General features: G+C 64.0%; 13 protein-coding genes and 1 tRNA gene. 7 read left to right on the top strand and 7 right to left on the bottom strand.

All coding sequences use genetic code 11. The features are described 5' to 3' along the window. Positions 1-15: 15 nt before the first annotated feature. Together XM53_RS08225 and pth are read right to left on the bottom strand one after the other, a co-directional pair. Positions 16-1,179 carry a serine hydrolase domain-containing protein gene (locus XM53_RS08225; protein WP_057792156.1) on the bottom strand — a complete coding sequence of 388 codons (1,164 nt, stop codon included), beginning with the start codon at positions 1,177-1,179 and terminating at the stop codon, positions 16-18. A gap of 64 nt (positions 1,180-1,243) precedes the next feature. Continuing rightward, positions 1,244-1,942, bottom strand: a complete 699-nt coding sequence (gene pth, locus XM53_RS08220) for an aminoacyl-tRNA hydrolase (protein WP_057792154.1) — start codon at positions 1,940-1,942, stop codon at positions 1,244-1,246. 87 nt (positions 1,943-2,029) lie between these two features. On the opposite strand from pth, the gene XM53_RS08215 reads away from it, so the two are divergent. Further along, positions 2,030-2,707, top strand: coding sequence for an FkbM family methyltransferase (locus XM53_RS08215; RefSeq protein ID WP_057792151.1), 678 nt, complete (start codon positions 2,030-2,032; stop codon positions 2,705-2,707). 77 nt (positions 2,708-2,784) lie between these two features. On the opposite strand, the gene XM53_RS08210 is transcribed toward XM53_RS08215, so the two are convergent. Together XM53_RS08210 and XM53_RS08205 are read right to left on the bottom strand one after the other, a co-directional pair. Then, positions 2,785-3,471, bottom strand: coding sequence for a 50S ribosomal protein L25/general stress protein Ctc (locus XM53_RS08210; RefSeq protein ID WP_057792149.1), 687 nt, complete (start codon positions 3,469-3,471; stop codon positions 2,785-2,787). Between the two features lie 125 nt (positions 3,472-3,596). Continuing rightward, positions 3,597-4,109, bottom strand: coding sequence for a DUF421 domain-containing protein (locus XM53_RS08205; RefSeq protein WP_057792147.1), 513 nt, complete (start codon positions 4,107-4,109; stop codon positions 3,597-3,599). Between the two features lie 268 nt (positions 4,110-4,377). Between XM53_RS08205 and XM53_RS08200 the strand changes: the two genes are divergently transcribed. Then, positions 4,378-5,214, top strand: coding sequence for an FkbM family methyltransferase (locus XM53_RS08200; RefSeq protein WP_057792145.1), 837 nt, complete (start codon positions 4,378-4,380; stop codon positions 5,212-5,214). On the opposite strand, the gene XM53_RS08195 is transcribed toward XM53_RS08200, so the two are convergent. Together XM53_RS08195 and trpA are read right to left on the bottom strand one after the other, a co-directional pair. Next, positions 5,215-6,381, bottom strand: coding sequence for an alpha-hydroxy acid oxidase (locus XM53_RS08195; protein WP_057792143.1), 1,167 nt, complete (start codon positions 6,379-6,381; stop codon positions 5,215-5,217). Between the two features lie 223 nt (positions 6,382-6,604). Further along, positions 6,605-7,396 (bottom strand): tryptophan synthase subunit alpha, encoded by a 792-nt coding sequence (gene trpA, locus XM53_RS08190; protein WP_057792141.1) that lies wholly within the window; start codon positions 7,394-7,396, stop codon positions 6,605-6,607. Positions 7,397-7,570: 174 nt separating this feature from the next. Between trpA and ychF the strand changes: the two genes are divergently transcribed. From ychF to XM53_RS08165, 5 genes are all read left to right on the top strand, one after another. After that, complete coding sequence (ychF, locus tag XM53_RS08185; RefSeq protein ID WP_057792139.1) at positions 7,571-8,668, top strand: redox-regulated ATPase YchF; 1,098 nt, start codon at positions 7,571-7,573, stop codon at positions 8,666-8,668. A gap of 193 nt (positions 8,669-8,861) precedes the next feature. Next, positions 8,862-8,951, top strand: a tRNA-Ser gene (locus XM53_RS08180). A 520-nt stretch (positions 8,952-9,471) separates the two neighbouring features. Continuing rightward, the gene (locus tag XM53_RS08175; protein ID WP_236544439.1) at positions 9,472-10,665 is read left to right on the top strand and encodes an efflux RND transporter periplasmic adaptor subunit; all 1,194 of its coding nucleotides are present in this window, start codon (positions 9,472-9,474) and stop codon (positions 10,663-10,665) included. 12 nt (positions 10,666-10,677) lie between these two features. After that, positions 10,678-13,800, top strand: coding sequence for an efflux RND transporter permease subunit (locus XM53_RS08170; protein ID WP_057792136.1), 3,123 nt, complete (start codon positions 10,678-10,680; stop codon positions 13,798-13,800). Between the two features lie 175 nt (positions 13,801-13,975). After that, positions 13,976-14,737 (top strand): class II aldolase and adducin N-terminal domain-containing protein, encoded by a 762-nt coding sequence (locus XM53_RS08165; RefSeq protein WP_057792134.1) that lies wholly within the window; start codon positions 13,976-13,978, stop codon positions 14,735-14,737. A gap of 63 nt (positions 14,738-14,800) precedes the next feature. Here the strand turns inward: XM53_RS08165 and XM53_RS08160 are convergent, their stop codons facing one another. After that, positions 14,801-15,355, bottom strand: coding sequence for a YqgE/AlgH family protein (locus tag XM53_RS08160; protein WP_057792410.1), 555 nt, complete (start codon positions 15,353-15,355; stop codon positions 14,801-14,803). Between the last annotated feature and the right edge of the window lie 42 nt (positions 15,356-15,397).

The raw sequence follows: 15,397 nt of genomic DNA, 5'->3' as shown, positions 1-15,397 counted from the left end.
CGGGGTGTCGCGGGTTCAGAGGGCCTCGGCGATCTGCCGGAACATGGCAATGTTGGCGTCATTGACGCCCGGCTCGCGAAAGGCGCGGTCGGCGGCGGTGGTGACGATGACCACATCGCGGCCCTGGTCGATATAGATGTACTGCCCGTAGATGCCGCGCGCCATGAACTGGCCCGGTTCAGCGCCTTGGGGGATCCACCATTGGTAGCCGTAGCCGATCCGGCCCGGCTCGGTGGGTGCGCTGGGTTGCGTGGAGGCGGAGATCCAGCCGGCGGGCACGACCTGCTGGCCGCCCAACTGTCCGTTCTGTTCGATCATCAGGCCAAAGCGGGCGTAGTCGCGGGTGGTGAGGTTGAGACCGCCGAGGACGAAGGCGACGCCTTCGCCGTCGGTGATGTAGTAGGGATCGGACTCGAGCCCCAGGGGCGCGATGATTTTTTCCGACATGAGCGAGGGGATGTCGCGCCCGGTGGCGCCGCGGATGATCATGCCAAGGACATGCGTGTCGATGGAGACATATTGCCAGCGCTCGCCGGGGGGCGTGTCGCGGGCGTCCAGCCCGGCGGCGAAGCCGTCCATCGTGCCGCCCAGGGCCAGCACGCGGCCCATGCGGTTGATGTCGGAATCGTAGTCCAGGTAATCCTCGTCGAAGCGCACACCGCTGGTCATTTGCAGCACGTTGCGGATGGTCGCGCCGTCATAGGCGCTGCCGCTCAGCAAGGGGGCGTATCGCGTGACCGGATCGTCGAGCGAGGCGATCTGGCCCTCGTCCACCACTACGCCCATGAGCGCGGAGAGAAAGGATTTGGCCACGGACCAGCTGATCCTGCGGTCGTCGGGTCCGGTGCCGAGGTGATAGCTTTCGTGAACGATCTGGCCCTGGTGCAGCACCAGAAGCGAGGTGACGGCGCGGTCTTCGATCCAGTCTTGGGTGCCTTGGGGCAGGGTCATCGCGTCGCCCTGCGGCAGGGGCATGACGGGCGCGTCGCCACGTGGCACGGGCGTGTGCAAAAAGGCGCGGTCCATGTTCGAGAAGTTCTCGACGATATGCTCGGCCTCGAAGAGCGTGTTGACCGCCATGAGCCGAGCGATTTCCTCGCGCTTCCAGACGCCAATGGCGATGGCGACGATGGCCAGCACGGCCACGATCCGGAGTGCCCATTTCAGGATGCCGCGCATGATATGATCCTCCCTGCGGATCACGAAACCATCCAGCGTTGAAACCGGCAAGGAAAACGCAGCGTTACCGGAACTTGTCGATCAGCTTTTGCAACGGGCTGCGGTCCTCGGTGTCGTCAGGCGCGGGGGGATCGTCGGGCTTTGGTGCCGGACGTTCGTTCCCCTGCGGTTTCTCTGCGGACTTCGAGGAACGAGCGGGCGCGGTGCGCAGGGAGACGGCATTCAGAAACTTGTCGTTGCGGCCTGCCGCAAGCTCTGGCGCGCCGTCGGAGAGGCCGCGGACAAGCTCGTCGAGCCACTCGCCATCGGCCTTGGCGAAATCCTGAAGCACGTAGTGCGACACCAGGTCCTTGCGGCCCGGATGGCCGATGCCGAGGCGGACGCGGCCGTAATCCTCGCCGATATGGGCGTGGATGGACCGCAGGCCGTTGTGCCCCGCATGACCGCCGCCCTGTTTGACGCGGCATTTGCCGGGAGCAAGGTCCAACTCGTCGTGGAAGACGATGACATCCGACGGGTCAAGCTTGTAGAAGCGCATAGCCTCGCCCACAGACTGGCCGGACTTGTTCATGAAAGTTTCGGGCTTGAGCAGCAGCACTTTTTCGGAGCCAAGTTTGCCTTCGGTCAGCTGACCCTGAAACTTGGAGCGCCACGGCGCGAAGCCGTGATCAGCGGCGATGCGGTCAAGCGCCATGAACCCGATATTGTGGCGGTTCTTCTCATATTTTCCGCCCGGATTTCCCAGGCCCACGAAAAGCAACATTGCCGATCACCCGTTCTTTGGTGAGGATGGTCTACGCGGCGGGGCGCGCTGAATCAACACGAGAGCGGCAGGGACGGGTAGGACAAGATGGGCGAATACGCGGTGAACGGGGTCACGCTGGTGGTGTCCGACGACATGCTGAATGAGCGCGTGGCGGGCAAGCTGGAGACCGGCACCTATGAGGCGCACGAGGCCCATGCGGCGCAGATGCGGCTGCGCGAGGGGATGCGGGTGCTGGAGCTGGGCGCGGGTGTGGGGTATATTGCCTCGATCTGTGCGGGCGTGGCCGGCGCTGCGAACGTGGTCACGGTTGAGGCCAACCCCGCGATGCTGCCCGTGATCCGCGCCAACCTTGATCGCAACGGGCATCAGGCGACACGGCTGATCCACGGGGCGGTGACAGGCGAAACGTCGGGCGAAGAGATCGCGTTCGATCCCAAGAAGGTGTTCTGGGCCGGGCGGATCGCGGACGAGGAGACTGACCCGGAAAAGCTGGTGACTGTGCCTATGCTGCCGCTTGCGGGCTTGTTGCAGGAGCACCGGCCTCACCTGGTGATCATGGACGTCGAAGGCGCCGAGCGGCATTTGTTCGACGCGCCCTGGCCCGAGCATGTGCGCGCGGTGATGATGGAGCTGCACCCAAACCAATATCCCGACCGGGTGATCAAGCAGATCGTGGATTGCATGTCGGACTCGAACCTGACCTACGATCCCGGTCCGTCGCGGGGACGGATCCTGTGTTTCCGCCGCTTGCGGCACGGCTAGCCTGCACGCGTCGTGGCAAAGAAAAACGCGAGGGCCGGGACCCTCGCGTTGATGATTTTGCAAAGCGGAGGAAGAGCTTAGTCTTCGCCGCCTTCCGCTTCTTCGACACTGTCCGGACCGGCTTCTTGCTCGGTTGCCGGAACTTCGTCGGCTGCGACGTCCTCGTCTTCTTCTTCCTCGGCGTCGGATTTCAGGGCCGAAGGCGCCGCGATGTTGCAGATCACGAAGTCACGGTCGATCGTCGGTTTCGCGCCCTCGGGCAGCTGAACCTGGCTGATGGTGATCGTGTCGCCGATGTTTTCCATCAGGCTGAGGTCGACGGTGATGCTCTCGGGGATGTCGCCGGCGGTCACCACCAGTTCGATCTCGTTGCGGATCACGGTCAGAACACCGGTTTTCAGCGCCTCGCACTCTTCCTCGTTGATGAACTCGACGGGGATGAAGAGGTTGATCTTGGTGGTGCGGCGCAGGCGCATCAGGTCGAAGTGGGTCGGAAGGTCCTTGACCACGTCGCGCTGAACGTCGCGGCAGATCACGCGGACGTCATCGTGTCCGTCAACCTTGAGGTTGAACAGCGTCGACTTGAACCGGCCCTGCTTCAGCCGCTTCAACAGGACGTTGAACGGAATGTTGACGGGCAGCGGTTCGACGTCGCCCCCGAATACGATCCCCGGAACCATGCCGTCGCGGCGTGCAGCACGAGCGGCGCCCTTGCCCGTCCCCGTGCGTTCCTGGGCGTGAAGATCAGGAATTTCTCCAGCCATGTGTGTTCTCCATATGCAAAGGCGGGGCTCCTCCAAGGCTGTAGCCCCGCGTGAAGCCGTCCCTGTAGAGGATTAAGGGCGGCTTGAAAAGCCCAAATATGCAAGGTTTTGCGGGATTCAGAGGATCAGGTGTGCGCGTTCCCGGCGGGTGGCGTCACGCGACCCCAGGAGACGCCTTTGAGCAGCGACGGGTCGAGCCGGTCGCCGTGCAGGACGCTGACGTCGCCGGTGGCTTCCATCACAACGGCGCGGACCTGGTCGGGCTCAAGCGCATTGGCCTCGCGCAGCTTGGCGCGGATGTCGGCGCGGGTGACGCGGGCGAGGCGCAGGTTGTCGTCGAGGATGCGGCCCTCGTGCATCAGGATGATGGGCCGTGTGTCCACCAAGTGTTCCACGGCGCGAAAGTGCACTCGCAGGGCCGAGATGGCAAAGCGCAGGGCGAAGAGTGCCGCCAGGGCGATGATGCCCGGCAGGAAACGGCTGGAGGTGGTCATCAGCGTGGCCACGACCGAGCCGCTGGCGAGTGTCAGCGCGAAGTCGAAGCTGGACATCTTGGAGAAAGAGCGCAGCCCGTTGACGCGTGCCAGCAGGATGATGACGGCGACCGCCACGACGGTTTGCAGGATGGTATCGGGCATGTCGGAAATCGCTCCTTGGTCGTGCGGTGATGCGACACGCGCGAAACATGCACAGACGCTTTTCCCGCTGGCGTGGCCGCCTTACAACGTGCGGACGGGCGGCGATGTTCCGTTGCTGTCGAAATGGCTGCCGGTTCAGGTCTGATGTGCGGCTTTGCTGCCCTACGCCAGGGGCTGGCTTGCATTGCCGATGGAAATCGGAGAAGGGTTGACGCAAGGACGCGGGGGATAACGTATGCCGCCGCGAGACAGAGAGGATGTAGAGACTTTGACGCCGGAACTTCGCTATTCAGACAAGTACCGCAGGATATTCGCGGAGATCGTGCCAAGGTTTCAATTGCTGGAGATCGACCCGATCTTCAAGGAGATCGGATATGCGCCGGAAACCCCGCTGACCGTCGTGGACGTCGGTGCCAATGGCGGCATCTGGAGCCTCGCCCTGTTGCATCATTCTGGACCATGGGTCGACAAGATACACATGTTCGAGCCGATGGAGGGCAACCTTGCCGCGATCCGCGATGTCATGAAGGACGGGCTTTATGGCGAACATGCCGACAAGCTGGTGATCAACGAATACGCGCTGTCCGAAAGCAAAGGATCGGTGGAGATCCATTTCGAAAGCGACGTGACGGGGCTGGCCTCGATCGACAGTGCGACCGCGCATTTCCCGATGCGGAACATCCAGTTGGAGCGCACCCGCGCGATCCAGACGGACCGGTTGGACACCTATTGCGCCGAGAATGGGATCGAGACGATCGACATTCTGAAGATCGACGTGGAAGGGCATGAGTTGTCGGTGCTGAAGGGTGCCGAGAACCTGCTGCGCGAGAAACGCATCCGCGCGGTGGCCTATGAGATCGGTCCGCACCAGATGGCGCGGCGGGACTTCTACAAGGATTTCTTCGAATTTTTCAACCAGTACGGCTATACGAACCTGCGGTATCGGGAGCCCGGTTGGAAAGCGCTGCCGATCCCCGAGTACCGGTCGTCGCTGGAGCAGTTTGACAACGTGTGCATGAGAATGGCGACGTGCCTGGATGGACGCCAGGAAACCCCGATCAAGGAGAGCGCGCGCAGCTGGCCGGAGCCGATGAAAGGACGCTGATCACGCCTGCCAGTCGCCGGAAAAATCCTTTGGGATCATAAGGATATCCCGGTCCACCTTGGTGATGTCCGTATGGCCGCAGAAGGCCATGGACACATCAAGCTCCTTGTGGATGCACTGGAGCGCCTTGGTCACTCCCTCTTGCCCCATGGCGCCAAGGCCATAGACATAGGCGCGGCCGATATAGGTGCCTTTTGCGCCGAGGGCGATGGCCTTGAGCACATCCTGGCCCGAGCGGATGCCGCTGTCGAAATGGACCTCGATCTTGTCGCCCACGGCATCCATGATCTGGGGCAGGGCTCGGATGGCGGAAAGCGCGCCGTCGAGTTGCCGGCCGCCATGGTTCGACACGACGATGGCGTCGGCGCCGACGTTCAGCGCCTCGCGGGCATCGCGGGGGTCGATGATGCCCTTGATGATGAGCGGGCCGTCCCACATCTTGCGGAACTCGCGGATACGGTCCCAGTTGAGCGCCTCGTCAAACGCCTCGGCGGTCCATGAACTGAGCGAGGACGGGTCAGAGACCCCCTTGGCGTGGCCGACGATATTGCCGAAGAAACGCCGTTTGGTGCCTAGCATTCCAAGGCCCCACTGCACCTTGGTCATCATGTCGGCAATGGACTTAACAGTTAGTTTAGGCGGAGCACTGAGGCCGTTCTTGAGGTCCTTGTGGCGCTGGCCCAGCACTTGCAGGTCGACGGTGATGACCGCCGCCGAGCAGTTGGCGGCCTTGGCGCGGTCAAACAGGCGCTGCATAAAATCGTTATCTTTCAGGGTGTAAACCTGAAACCAGAACGGCTTTTCCGTGTGGGCGGCCACATCCTCGATCGAGCAGATGGACATCGTCGAAAGCGTGTAGGGCACGCCGAATTTCTCGGCGGCGCGGGCGGCCTTGATCTCGCCATCGGCGTGCTGCATCCCGGTCAGGCCCACGGGGGCGAGCGCCACGGGCATCGAGACGTCCTGACCGATCATCCGGGTCGCCGTCGAGCGGTTCGACATGTCCACGGCGATGCGCTGGCGCAGGTATATGTCACTGAAATCGCTGGTGTTCTCGCGGAAGGTCTGTTCCGTCCAACTGCCCGATTCCGCGTAGTCGTAGAACATCTTGGGCACGCGGCGGCGGTAGATCTTTTTCAGGTCGTCGATATTGGTGATGACGGGCATGGGCAAAGGCTCGGGCTTTGGTCAGGTTTGTTGACCAGTAGCCGGGATCGGCGCCCGAGTCCATGCGGCGCACCGTCCTGCGCGGGAGAGGTTAACGGCGCCGGGGAGGGGCGGCAGCAGGGGGGTGACATGCGTGCACCCCGCGTGCACCGGGCGTGCACCGCCGCAGTGCGGCGAAACTGTTGCGCGAAAGGCTTAACGCGCCGCGCGGCGGGACGGCACCTCAGGCGGAATGCGCGCCGTCGGCGAGACCCTTGACGAAGTCGAGCACCTGCGCCGGGCTGTCGCCGTCGGCCAGCTTGCCGACGATGGCCGAGCCCACGACGCAGCCATCGGCGACCGAGGCGATCTCGCGGCTGGACTCGGGCGTGCGGATGCCGAAGCCGACGACGATGGGCAGGTCGGTCTGCGACTTGATGCGTTTCACCTCGGGGCCGACATCCGCGGCCTCGGCCGCCGCCGCCCCGGTGATGCCGGTGATCGAGACGTAATAGACGAAGCCCGAGGTGTTGGTCAGCACCTTTGGCAGGCGCTTGTCATCGGTGGTGGGGGTGGCGAGGCGGATGAAGTTGAGCCCGGCCTTCTGCGCGGGGATGCACAGCTCGTCGTCTTCCTCGGGCGGCAGGTCCACGACGATCAGCCCGTCGATGCCGGCCTCTTTGGCGTCTTTCAGAAACGTCTCGACGCCGCGATTGTAGATCGGGTTGTAGTAGCCCATCAGCACGATGGGCGTGGTGTCGTCGCCCTTGCGGAATTCGGCGGCCATGTCGAGCGTGCGTTGTAGGGTCATCCCGCCTTCGAGCGCGCGCTGGCCGGCGAGCTGGATCGTGGGCCCGTCGGCCATGGGGTCGGTGAAGGGCAGGCCCAGTTCGATGATGTCGACGCCCGCGGCGGGCAGCCCCTTGACCACCTCGAGCGAGGTGTCGAAATCGGGGTCGCCGGCCATGACGTAGGCCACGAAGGCCTTTTTGCCCGCCTGGCGCAGTTCCTCGAATTTGGCGTCGATCCGTGTCATGTCGCGTTCCCGTCCTGATGTTCCGGCATGGTTTGGCGAATACGGCGCGGAAATGCAATGGGATGTGCGGGTGGGACGCGCCTGAAATGCGTATCGGGTCCGGGAAAAGCAGGGGCGTTGCGCTGAGCGCGGCTTGGGCATAGAAGGCGCCGGAACGAGGCAAAGAGGTGCATCATGGGCTTCAAGATGGGAATCGTGGGGCTGCCCAACGTGGGCAAGTCGACGCTGTTCAACGCGCTGACCCGGACGGCGGCGGCGCAGGCGGCGAATTTTCCGTTCTGCACGATCGAGCCCAATGTGGGCGAGGTGGCGGTGCCGGATGCGCGGCTGGACAAGCTGGCGGCAATTGCGCAGTCGAAGCAGATCATCCCGACGCGCATGACTTTTGTCGATATCGCGGGCCTGGTGAAGGGCGCCAGCAAGGGTGAGGGGCTGGGCAACCAGTTTTTGGCCAATATCCGCGAGACGGATGCGATTGCCCATGTGCTGCGCTGTTTCGAGGATGGCGACGTGACGCATGTCGAGGGCCGCGTGAACCCGGTGGAGGACGCCGAGGTGATCGAGACCGAGCTGATGCTGGCCGACCTGGAAAGCATCGAGAAGCGGCGCGCGGGGCTGGTGCGCAAGCTGAAGGGCAACGACAAGGAGGCGGTGCAGGCCGACCGCCTGCTGGCGGCGGCGCAGGCGATGCTGGAAGAAGGCAAGCCCGCGCGGCTGGTCGAGGTGGATGCCGAGGACGCCAAGGCGTGGAAGAACCTGCAGCTGCTGACCTCGAAGCCGATCCTGTATGTGTGCAACGTCGACGAGGCCAACGCGGCGGACGGGAACGATCATTCCGCCGCCGTGGCGAAGATGGCCGAGCAACAGGGCGCGGCGCATGTGATCATCTCTGCCCAGATCGAGGAAGAGATCAGCCAACTGGACGCCGAGGAAGCCGAGATGTTCCTGGAGGAAATGGGGCTGGAGGAGGCGGGTCTCGACCGGCTGATCCGGGCGGGGTACGATCTGTTGCATCTGGAGACGTACTTTACCGTGGGCCCCAAGGAGGCGCGGGCCTGGACCATTCGCACCGGCACGGCAGCGCCGCAGGCGGCGGGCGTCATCCACGGGGATTTCGAGAAGGGGTTCATCCGGGCCGAGACGATCGCTTACGACGATTTCGTCAGCTTGGGCGGCGAGCAGGCGGCGAAGGAAGCGGGCAAGATGCGGGCCGAGGGTAAAAGCTATATCGTCAAGGATGGCGATGTGCTGCACTTCTTGTTCAACACCTGAGGCGTCAGCGGCGCCCCGGTGGCAGTGCACGCTTTGACGTGACACGTCTGCGCGCCGAGCGGGAATGGGCTTTTCGCACCGGAGCCTGGTCGTGTACCGATTGGCGGGCATGTATTGAACCGAGAGAAGGTTTTTCGCCAAGCGGGCAGAATGGCCTTGTAATTCGTAGGTTTGCTTGGATATACGCGTCGGCGGAGACGTGGCCGAGTGGTCGAAGGCGCTCCCCTGCTAAGGGAGTAGGCCCGGAAGGGTCTCGAGGGTTCGAATCCCTTCGTCTCCGCCATTTATCACCACATATAGTGAAGCATTTTTCGCATAAGCTCTTGTTTTGACCGAGGTTTGACCTCGTCTGTACTGCGCAACGTTCTGGATTCGGGGCGGTTTGTTACAGAAGTTGCTTCATGTCGAAAGCTGACGTGAAATGCAGCAGCAGGAAGATGACGTCACCCTGCGCAGCCGGATTTCAATTGCCTGCTCTGCGACAGCCTGCGCTCTTGAGCGTTCGCATTCGTATCCGTTTGCGCCTTCTGTATCTCGGCTGAAGCATCGCGCAGCGTCCGCCCCGTTGGTGTCGCGCATCCGACTGGGGGAATTGGTGCCGCGCGGCTTTCCGACAAAGATATCCGGGCCACCGCAAGGGTTTTGGCGGTGCGAACGGACTGCTCAATCCTTGGGCCATTGGGCGACGCGGCGATGGCGCGTGACCGGCCCGTGCGGATTGCTATGGATAAACTGAACGGAAGGGTCTAGTAAGCAGGCCATATCGCATCGCGGCAAGCATTCGCCATCGGGGGTCGAAACGCATGATGAACCGTTCCATCTTAGCCATCGCGGCCCTGCTGCTGGGTCTGGCCGTGTCGAGCCTGACCGCGGAACGCGCGGTGTCTCAGCAGGCGCAGGAGCCGGTGCCTGTCGTCGTTGTCACATTGCAGGAGCAGACGGTGACGCTGACCTCGACGCTGCCCGGACGGGTTGCAGCTTCGGCGGAGGCCGAGGTGCGGCCGCAGGTGAATGGGATCATCACCGAACGGCTGTTTCGCGAAGGCGGCTTTGTCGAGGAGGGGGACGCGCTTTACCGCATCGATTCCGCCACCTATTCCGCCGCCGTCGAACAGGCGCAGGCCGCGGTGACGCAGGCCCGCGTGCAGCTGGATGCGGCGGAGGTCGAGGCCGAACGCCTGGTGGAGCTGCGCGAGCGCAACGTGACCAGCGAGCGGGCCTTTGACGAGGCCAAGGCGGTGCGCGACACCGCCGCGGCGGCGGTCGAGGTGGCCGAGGCGCAGTTGCGGTCAGCCGAGATCGAGCTGGAACGCACCACGATCCGGGCGCGCCTGTCGGGCGAGATCGGCCTTGCGCGGACCAGTCCGGGCGCGCTGGTGACGGCCAGTCAGGCCGAACCCTTGGCGGTGATCCGGGATATCGACCCGGTTTACGTTGACGTGACACAGTCGGCCGCCGATCTGCTGCGGTGGACCCGTGGGCAGACCGAGGACCAGCTGAGCAATGCCGATACCACGGTGCGTCTGACGCTGGCGGACGGGTCGGATTTCGAGGAGACGGGCACGATCACCGCCGCGGAGCCGAATGTCGATCCACAGACTGGCGTGGTGGTGTTGCGGATGCAGTTCGACAATCCCGACCGCCTGCTCTTGCCGGGGATGTACGTGCAGGTCGAGCTGCCGGTGGGCACCGCCGAGAACGTTCTGTTGGTGCCACAGGAAGCGGTACTGCGCGACCGGCGCGGACGCCCCATCACCTGGGTCGTGACCGCCGAAAATGTCGTCGAGGAGCGCCAGGTGACCATCCTGCAGGACCGCGGGTCCGACTGGGTGGTCGGCGGCGGGTTGCAGGACGGCGAGCGGGTGGTTGTCGCCGGGTTCCAGAAAACCGGGGTCGGCGCGACCGTCGCCCCGGAGGAGCGCGAGACGCCCCAGGCCGAGGCGACCGACGACGCGAATGAAGACTCCGCCGAGGCGGACGACCAGAAATCCCCATAAGGATCCACTGCGATGGCGCGCTTTTTCATTGATCGCCCGGTCTTTGCCTGGGTCATCGCGATCCTGATCATGGGGGTCGGGGTGCTGGCGATCCGCATTCTGCCGATTGCGCAGTACCCGGAAATCGCGCCGCCCTCGGTGACGATCAGCGCGAGTTATCCCGGCGCCTCGGCCGAGACGGTCGCCAACACGGTGACGCAGGTGATCGAACAACAGATGACCGGGCTGGACGGGTTGCGGTATTTCTCGTCCAACTCGACATCGGCGGGGCAGTCGAGCATCACGCTGACCTTCGAGACCGGCACGGATGCCGACATTGCGCAGGTGCAGGTGCAGAACAAGCTGTCGCGCGCCACGCCGCTGTTGCCGGAAACGGTGCAGCGGCAGGGCGTGACGGTCGAGAAATCCTCGGCAGGGTTCCTGATGGTGATCGGGATGATCTCGCGCGGAGACGGGTTCGACCAGGTGGACCTGTCGGATTACATGGTCACCAACCTGGTCGACGAGCTGAGCCGGGTCGAGGGGGTCGGATCGGTCCAAGTGTTCGGCGCGCAATACGCCATGCGGATCTGGCTGGATCCGTCCAAGCTTGCCGCCTTTGAATTGACGCCTGCGGACGTGGTGAACGCCGTGTCGGCGCAGAACGCCCAGATTTCGGCGGGGGCGTTCGGGTCGCGGCCCACGGTCGAAGGGCAGCAGCTGAATGCCACGATCACCGCGCAGTCGCTTTTGAGCACACCTGAGGATTTCCGGCAGATCGTGCTGCGGGCCGAAACCGATGGTGGGCTGGTGCTGCTGGACGATGTGGCGCGTGTCGAGATCGGTGCCGAGAATTATGCCACCATCGCGCGCTTCAACCAGGATCCGGCGGCGGGCCTTGCCGTCAGCCTGGCGCCGGGGGCCAACGCGCTGGACACCGCCGAGGCGGTGAAGGCGCGGATGGCCGAATTCGCCGAGTTCTTTCCTGAAGGCGTGGAATACGTCATCCCCTATGACACGACGCCGTTCGTGCTGATCTCGATCGAGGAAGTGATCAAGACGCTGTTCGAAGCGATCCTGCTGGTGTTCCTAGTGATGTTCCTGTTCATGCAGAACCTGCGTGCGACGCTGATCCCGACGCTGGCGGTGCCGGTGGTCCTGCTGGGCACGTTCGGCGTTCTGGCGGCTGCGGGGTTTACCATTAACACGCTGACGATGCTGGCCATGGTGCTGGCGATCGGCCTCTTGGTCGACGACGCTATCGTGGTGGTCGAAAATGTCGAGCGGATCATGGAGGAAGAAGGCCTGCCCCCGCGCGAGGCGACCTACAAGTCCATGGGGCAGATCACCGGCGCGCTGATCGGGATCGCGCTGGTGCTGTCGGCGGTGTTCGTGCCGATGGCGTTCTTTCCCGGCTCGACCGGGGTGATCTACAAGCAGTTCGCGATTACCATCGTGTCGGCGATGGCGCTGTCGGTGGTGGTCGCGCTGACCCTGACGCCGGCGCTGTGCGCGACGATCCTGAAGCACAAGGACCGCGACAAGAAAAAGGGCGCCTTCGGCTGGTTCAACCGCGGGTTCGATGCGGTGCTGGGCCGGTATTCCCGCACCGTCGCCTGGAGCGTCAAACGTCCGGTCCGGGTGGGGATCGTCTATCTGGCGCTGGCCGTGGCGATGGCCTTTCTGTTCACGCGCACGCCGACCGCGTTTCTGCCAGACGAGGACCAGGGCATCCTGTTCACGCTGATCCAGACACCGACCGGCGCCACGGCCGAGCGGACGCTGGACGTGCTGGAACAGGTCGAGGACTATTACCTGACTCAGGAAACCGACACGGTGAATTCGATGTTCGGGGTCGTCGGGTTCAGCTTTGCCGGGCAAGGCCAGAATATGGGCATCGCCTTTGTCCAGCTGAAGGACTGGGACGAGCGCAAATCGCCCGGGCAAAGCGTGCAGGCGTTGGCCGGGCGCGCCTTTGGCGCGCTGAGCGGCATACGCGACGCGATGGTGTTTCCGATCGTGCCGCCCTCGGTGATCGAGCTGGGCAACGTGTCGGGCTTTGACGTGTACCTTCAGGCGCGCGGGGGGCAGAGCCACGAGGAGTTGTTGCAGGCGCGAAACCAGTTGCTGGGGCTGGCCGCGCAAAGCGAGCTGATTGCGTCGGCCCGGCCCAACGGGCTTGAGGACGCGTCGCAGTTCAACCTGGATATCGACTGGCGCAAGGCGGGCGCGATGGGCGTGACGGCCAACGACGTGGGCCAGTTGCTGACCGTGGCCTGGGCGGGGTCCTACGTGAACGACTTTATCGACCAGGGCCGGATCAAGCGCGTCTATGTGCAGGGGGACGCGCCCGATCGCGCCAATCCGTCGGACATCGACAAGTGGCGGGTGCGCAACGCCAGCGGCGGGCTGGTGCCGTTCTCGAATTTCGCGAAAGGGTCGTGGAATTACGGGCCGCAGGGCCTGTATCGGTTCAACGGTGTGCCGTCGATGCAATTGCAGGGCGCACCGGCCCCCGGCGTGTCGACCGGGGCCGCGATGGCCGAAATGGAGCGGCTGGCCGAAGAGCTGCCGCCGGGGTTCGCGCTGTCGTGGACCGGCCTGTCGCTGGAGGAGCGGCAATCGGGCAACCAAGCGCCGTTGCTCTATGCGCTGTCGCTGGCGGCGGTGTTTTTGTCGCTGGCCGCTTTGTATGAAAGCTGGTCGATCCCGTTCGCGGTCATGCTGGCGATGCCGATCGGCGTCGTGGGCGCCTTGTCGGCGGCCTATTTCGGAGGGTTCGACAACGGTGTCTTCTTCCAGGTCGGACTGCTGACGGTGATCGGCCTGACCGGCAAGAACGCGATTCTGATCGTGGAATTCGCGCGCGACAGGCATGTCGCGGGAGAGCGCGTCATCGACGCGGTTGTCGAGGCGGCGCGGCAACGCTTTCGCCCGATCATCATGACCTCGATGGCGTTCTCGTTGGGCGTGCTGCCGCTGGTGCTGAGTTCCGGCGCGGGGTCCGGCGGGCGCAACGCGATCGGTTCGGGCGTCCTGGGCGGGACGATATCCGGCACGGTGCTGGGTGTCATTTTCGTGCCGCTGTTCTTCGTCATCGTGACACGGCTGTTTCGGTTCGGGCGCAAGACCGACAAGGACGCCAAAGCCGGATAGGGGCTTTGGTGCCCTCGGCTGGCGGCGATTGACAGGCGCGGGCGTGGCGTGCGCCCGAATTTTGGCCCAACGAATGCCTTGGGACACGGAATCCGGCGCGGTGCCCCGGTGTGCCGATTGCAACTTGGGCCATGCTGGCGCAGGGTGCTGAAAACACCCCGAACGGAGATGTCCCATGTTGCAGACCAAACCTGCCGGCACCCCCAATATCGCTCACTGGAAAGAGCGGGTCGAGCTGGCCGCTGCGTTCCGCTGGACCGCGCGGCTGAACATGCACGAGGCCGTCGCGAACCATTTCAGCCTGTCGGTCAATGACGACGGCACGCAGTTTCTGATGAACCCCAACCAGGTGCATTTCAGCCGGGTCAAGGCATCGGACCTGCTGTTGATCGACGCGAATGACCCCGAAACGCTCGACCGGCCCGGCGCGCCCGACCCGACCGCGTGGGGTCTGCATGGCGGGGTGCATCGGGCCTGTCCGCATCACCGCTGCCTGATGCATGTGCATTCGATCCATGCCACGGTGCTGGCCAGCTTGGCCGACAGCCGTCTGCCGCCCATTGACCAGAACTGCGCCACGTTCTTCAACCGTTATGTGATCGACGACGGCTATGGCGGGCTGGCGTTCGAGGACGAGGGAGACCGCTGTGCCGCGATGCTGGGGGATCCGTCGAAGAAGGTGATGATCATGGGCAATCACGGCATCCTGGTGATGGGTGATACGGTCGCGGATTGCTTCAACCGGATGTATTATTTCGAGCGCGCGGCGGAGACGTATATCCGGGCGTTGCAGACGGGCCAGCCGCTGCGGGTTCTGTCGGACGAGGTGGCCGAAAAGACCGCGCGCGAGATGGAAGACTATCCGGGGCAGGGCGACCGGCACCTGGCGGAACTGATGGCGATTCTCGATGCGGAAGGGTCGGATTACGCCGCGTGAGGCGGGGTGGGCCAAATCTTTTGCAGAAAAGATTTGGCAAAAGCTTTGACAAAGCTTTTGCCGTCAGGCGCGGCCGGCCTCGGACGACAGGGTGACGGCACTGACGCCCAGCTTTTGCAGAGCGGATTCCCACTTGCTGCCGTCGGCGTGGGAGAACACGATCTCCTTGTCGGCCTCGACCGTCAGCCAGGCGTTCTGGGACAACTCGGCCTCCAGCTGGCCGGGGCCCCAGCCGGCATAGCCCAGCGCCACGATATTGCGCAGGGGGCCGCGGCCCAGGGCGAGGTCTTCGAGGATGTCCATTGTCGCGGTCATGGCGAAGTCTTCGTTCACATCGAGCGTCGAGATCGCCGAATGATAGCCGTAATCATGCAGCACGAAACCGCGGCCATGTTCCACCGGGCCGCCGAAATGCACCGGCAGGTTGGTCATGTCGCGACCTTGCGCGATGTCGAGCTGTTCCAGCAGGTCCGCGAGACGCAGATCGTCGGCGCGCTTGTTGACGATCAGGCCCATGGCGCCTTCGGGGGAATGGGCGCAGATGAACACCACGGACTGGGCGAAGCGGTCGTCGCCCATGGCCGGCATGGCAATCAGCAGTTTTCCCGTCAGGTCGATGTCGCTCAAGGCGGTCCTCGATGGATTGGTTGCAGAGCCCAT

It is taken from the genome of Roseovarius atlanticus (assembly GCF_001441615.1).
GTDB lineage: Bacteria > Pseudomonadota > Alphaproteobacteria > Rhodobacterales > Rhodobacteraceae > Roseovarius > Roseovarius atlanticus.
Note: the sequence above shows the minus strand (reverse complement) of the source record. Positions and strands in the feature narration are given on the sequence as shown.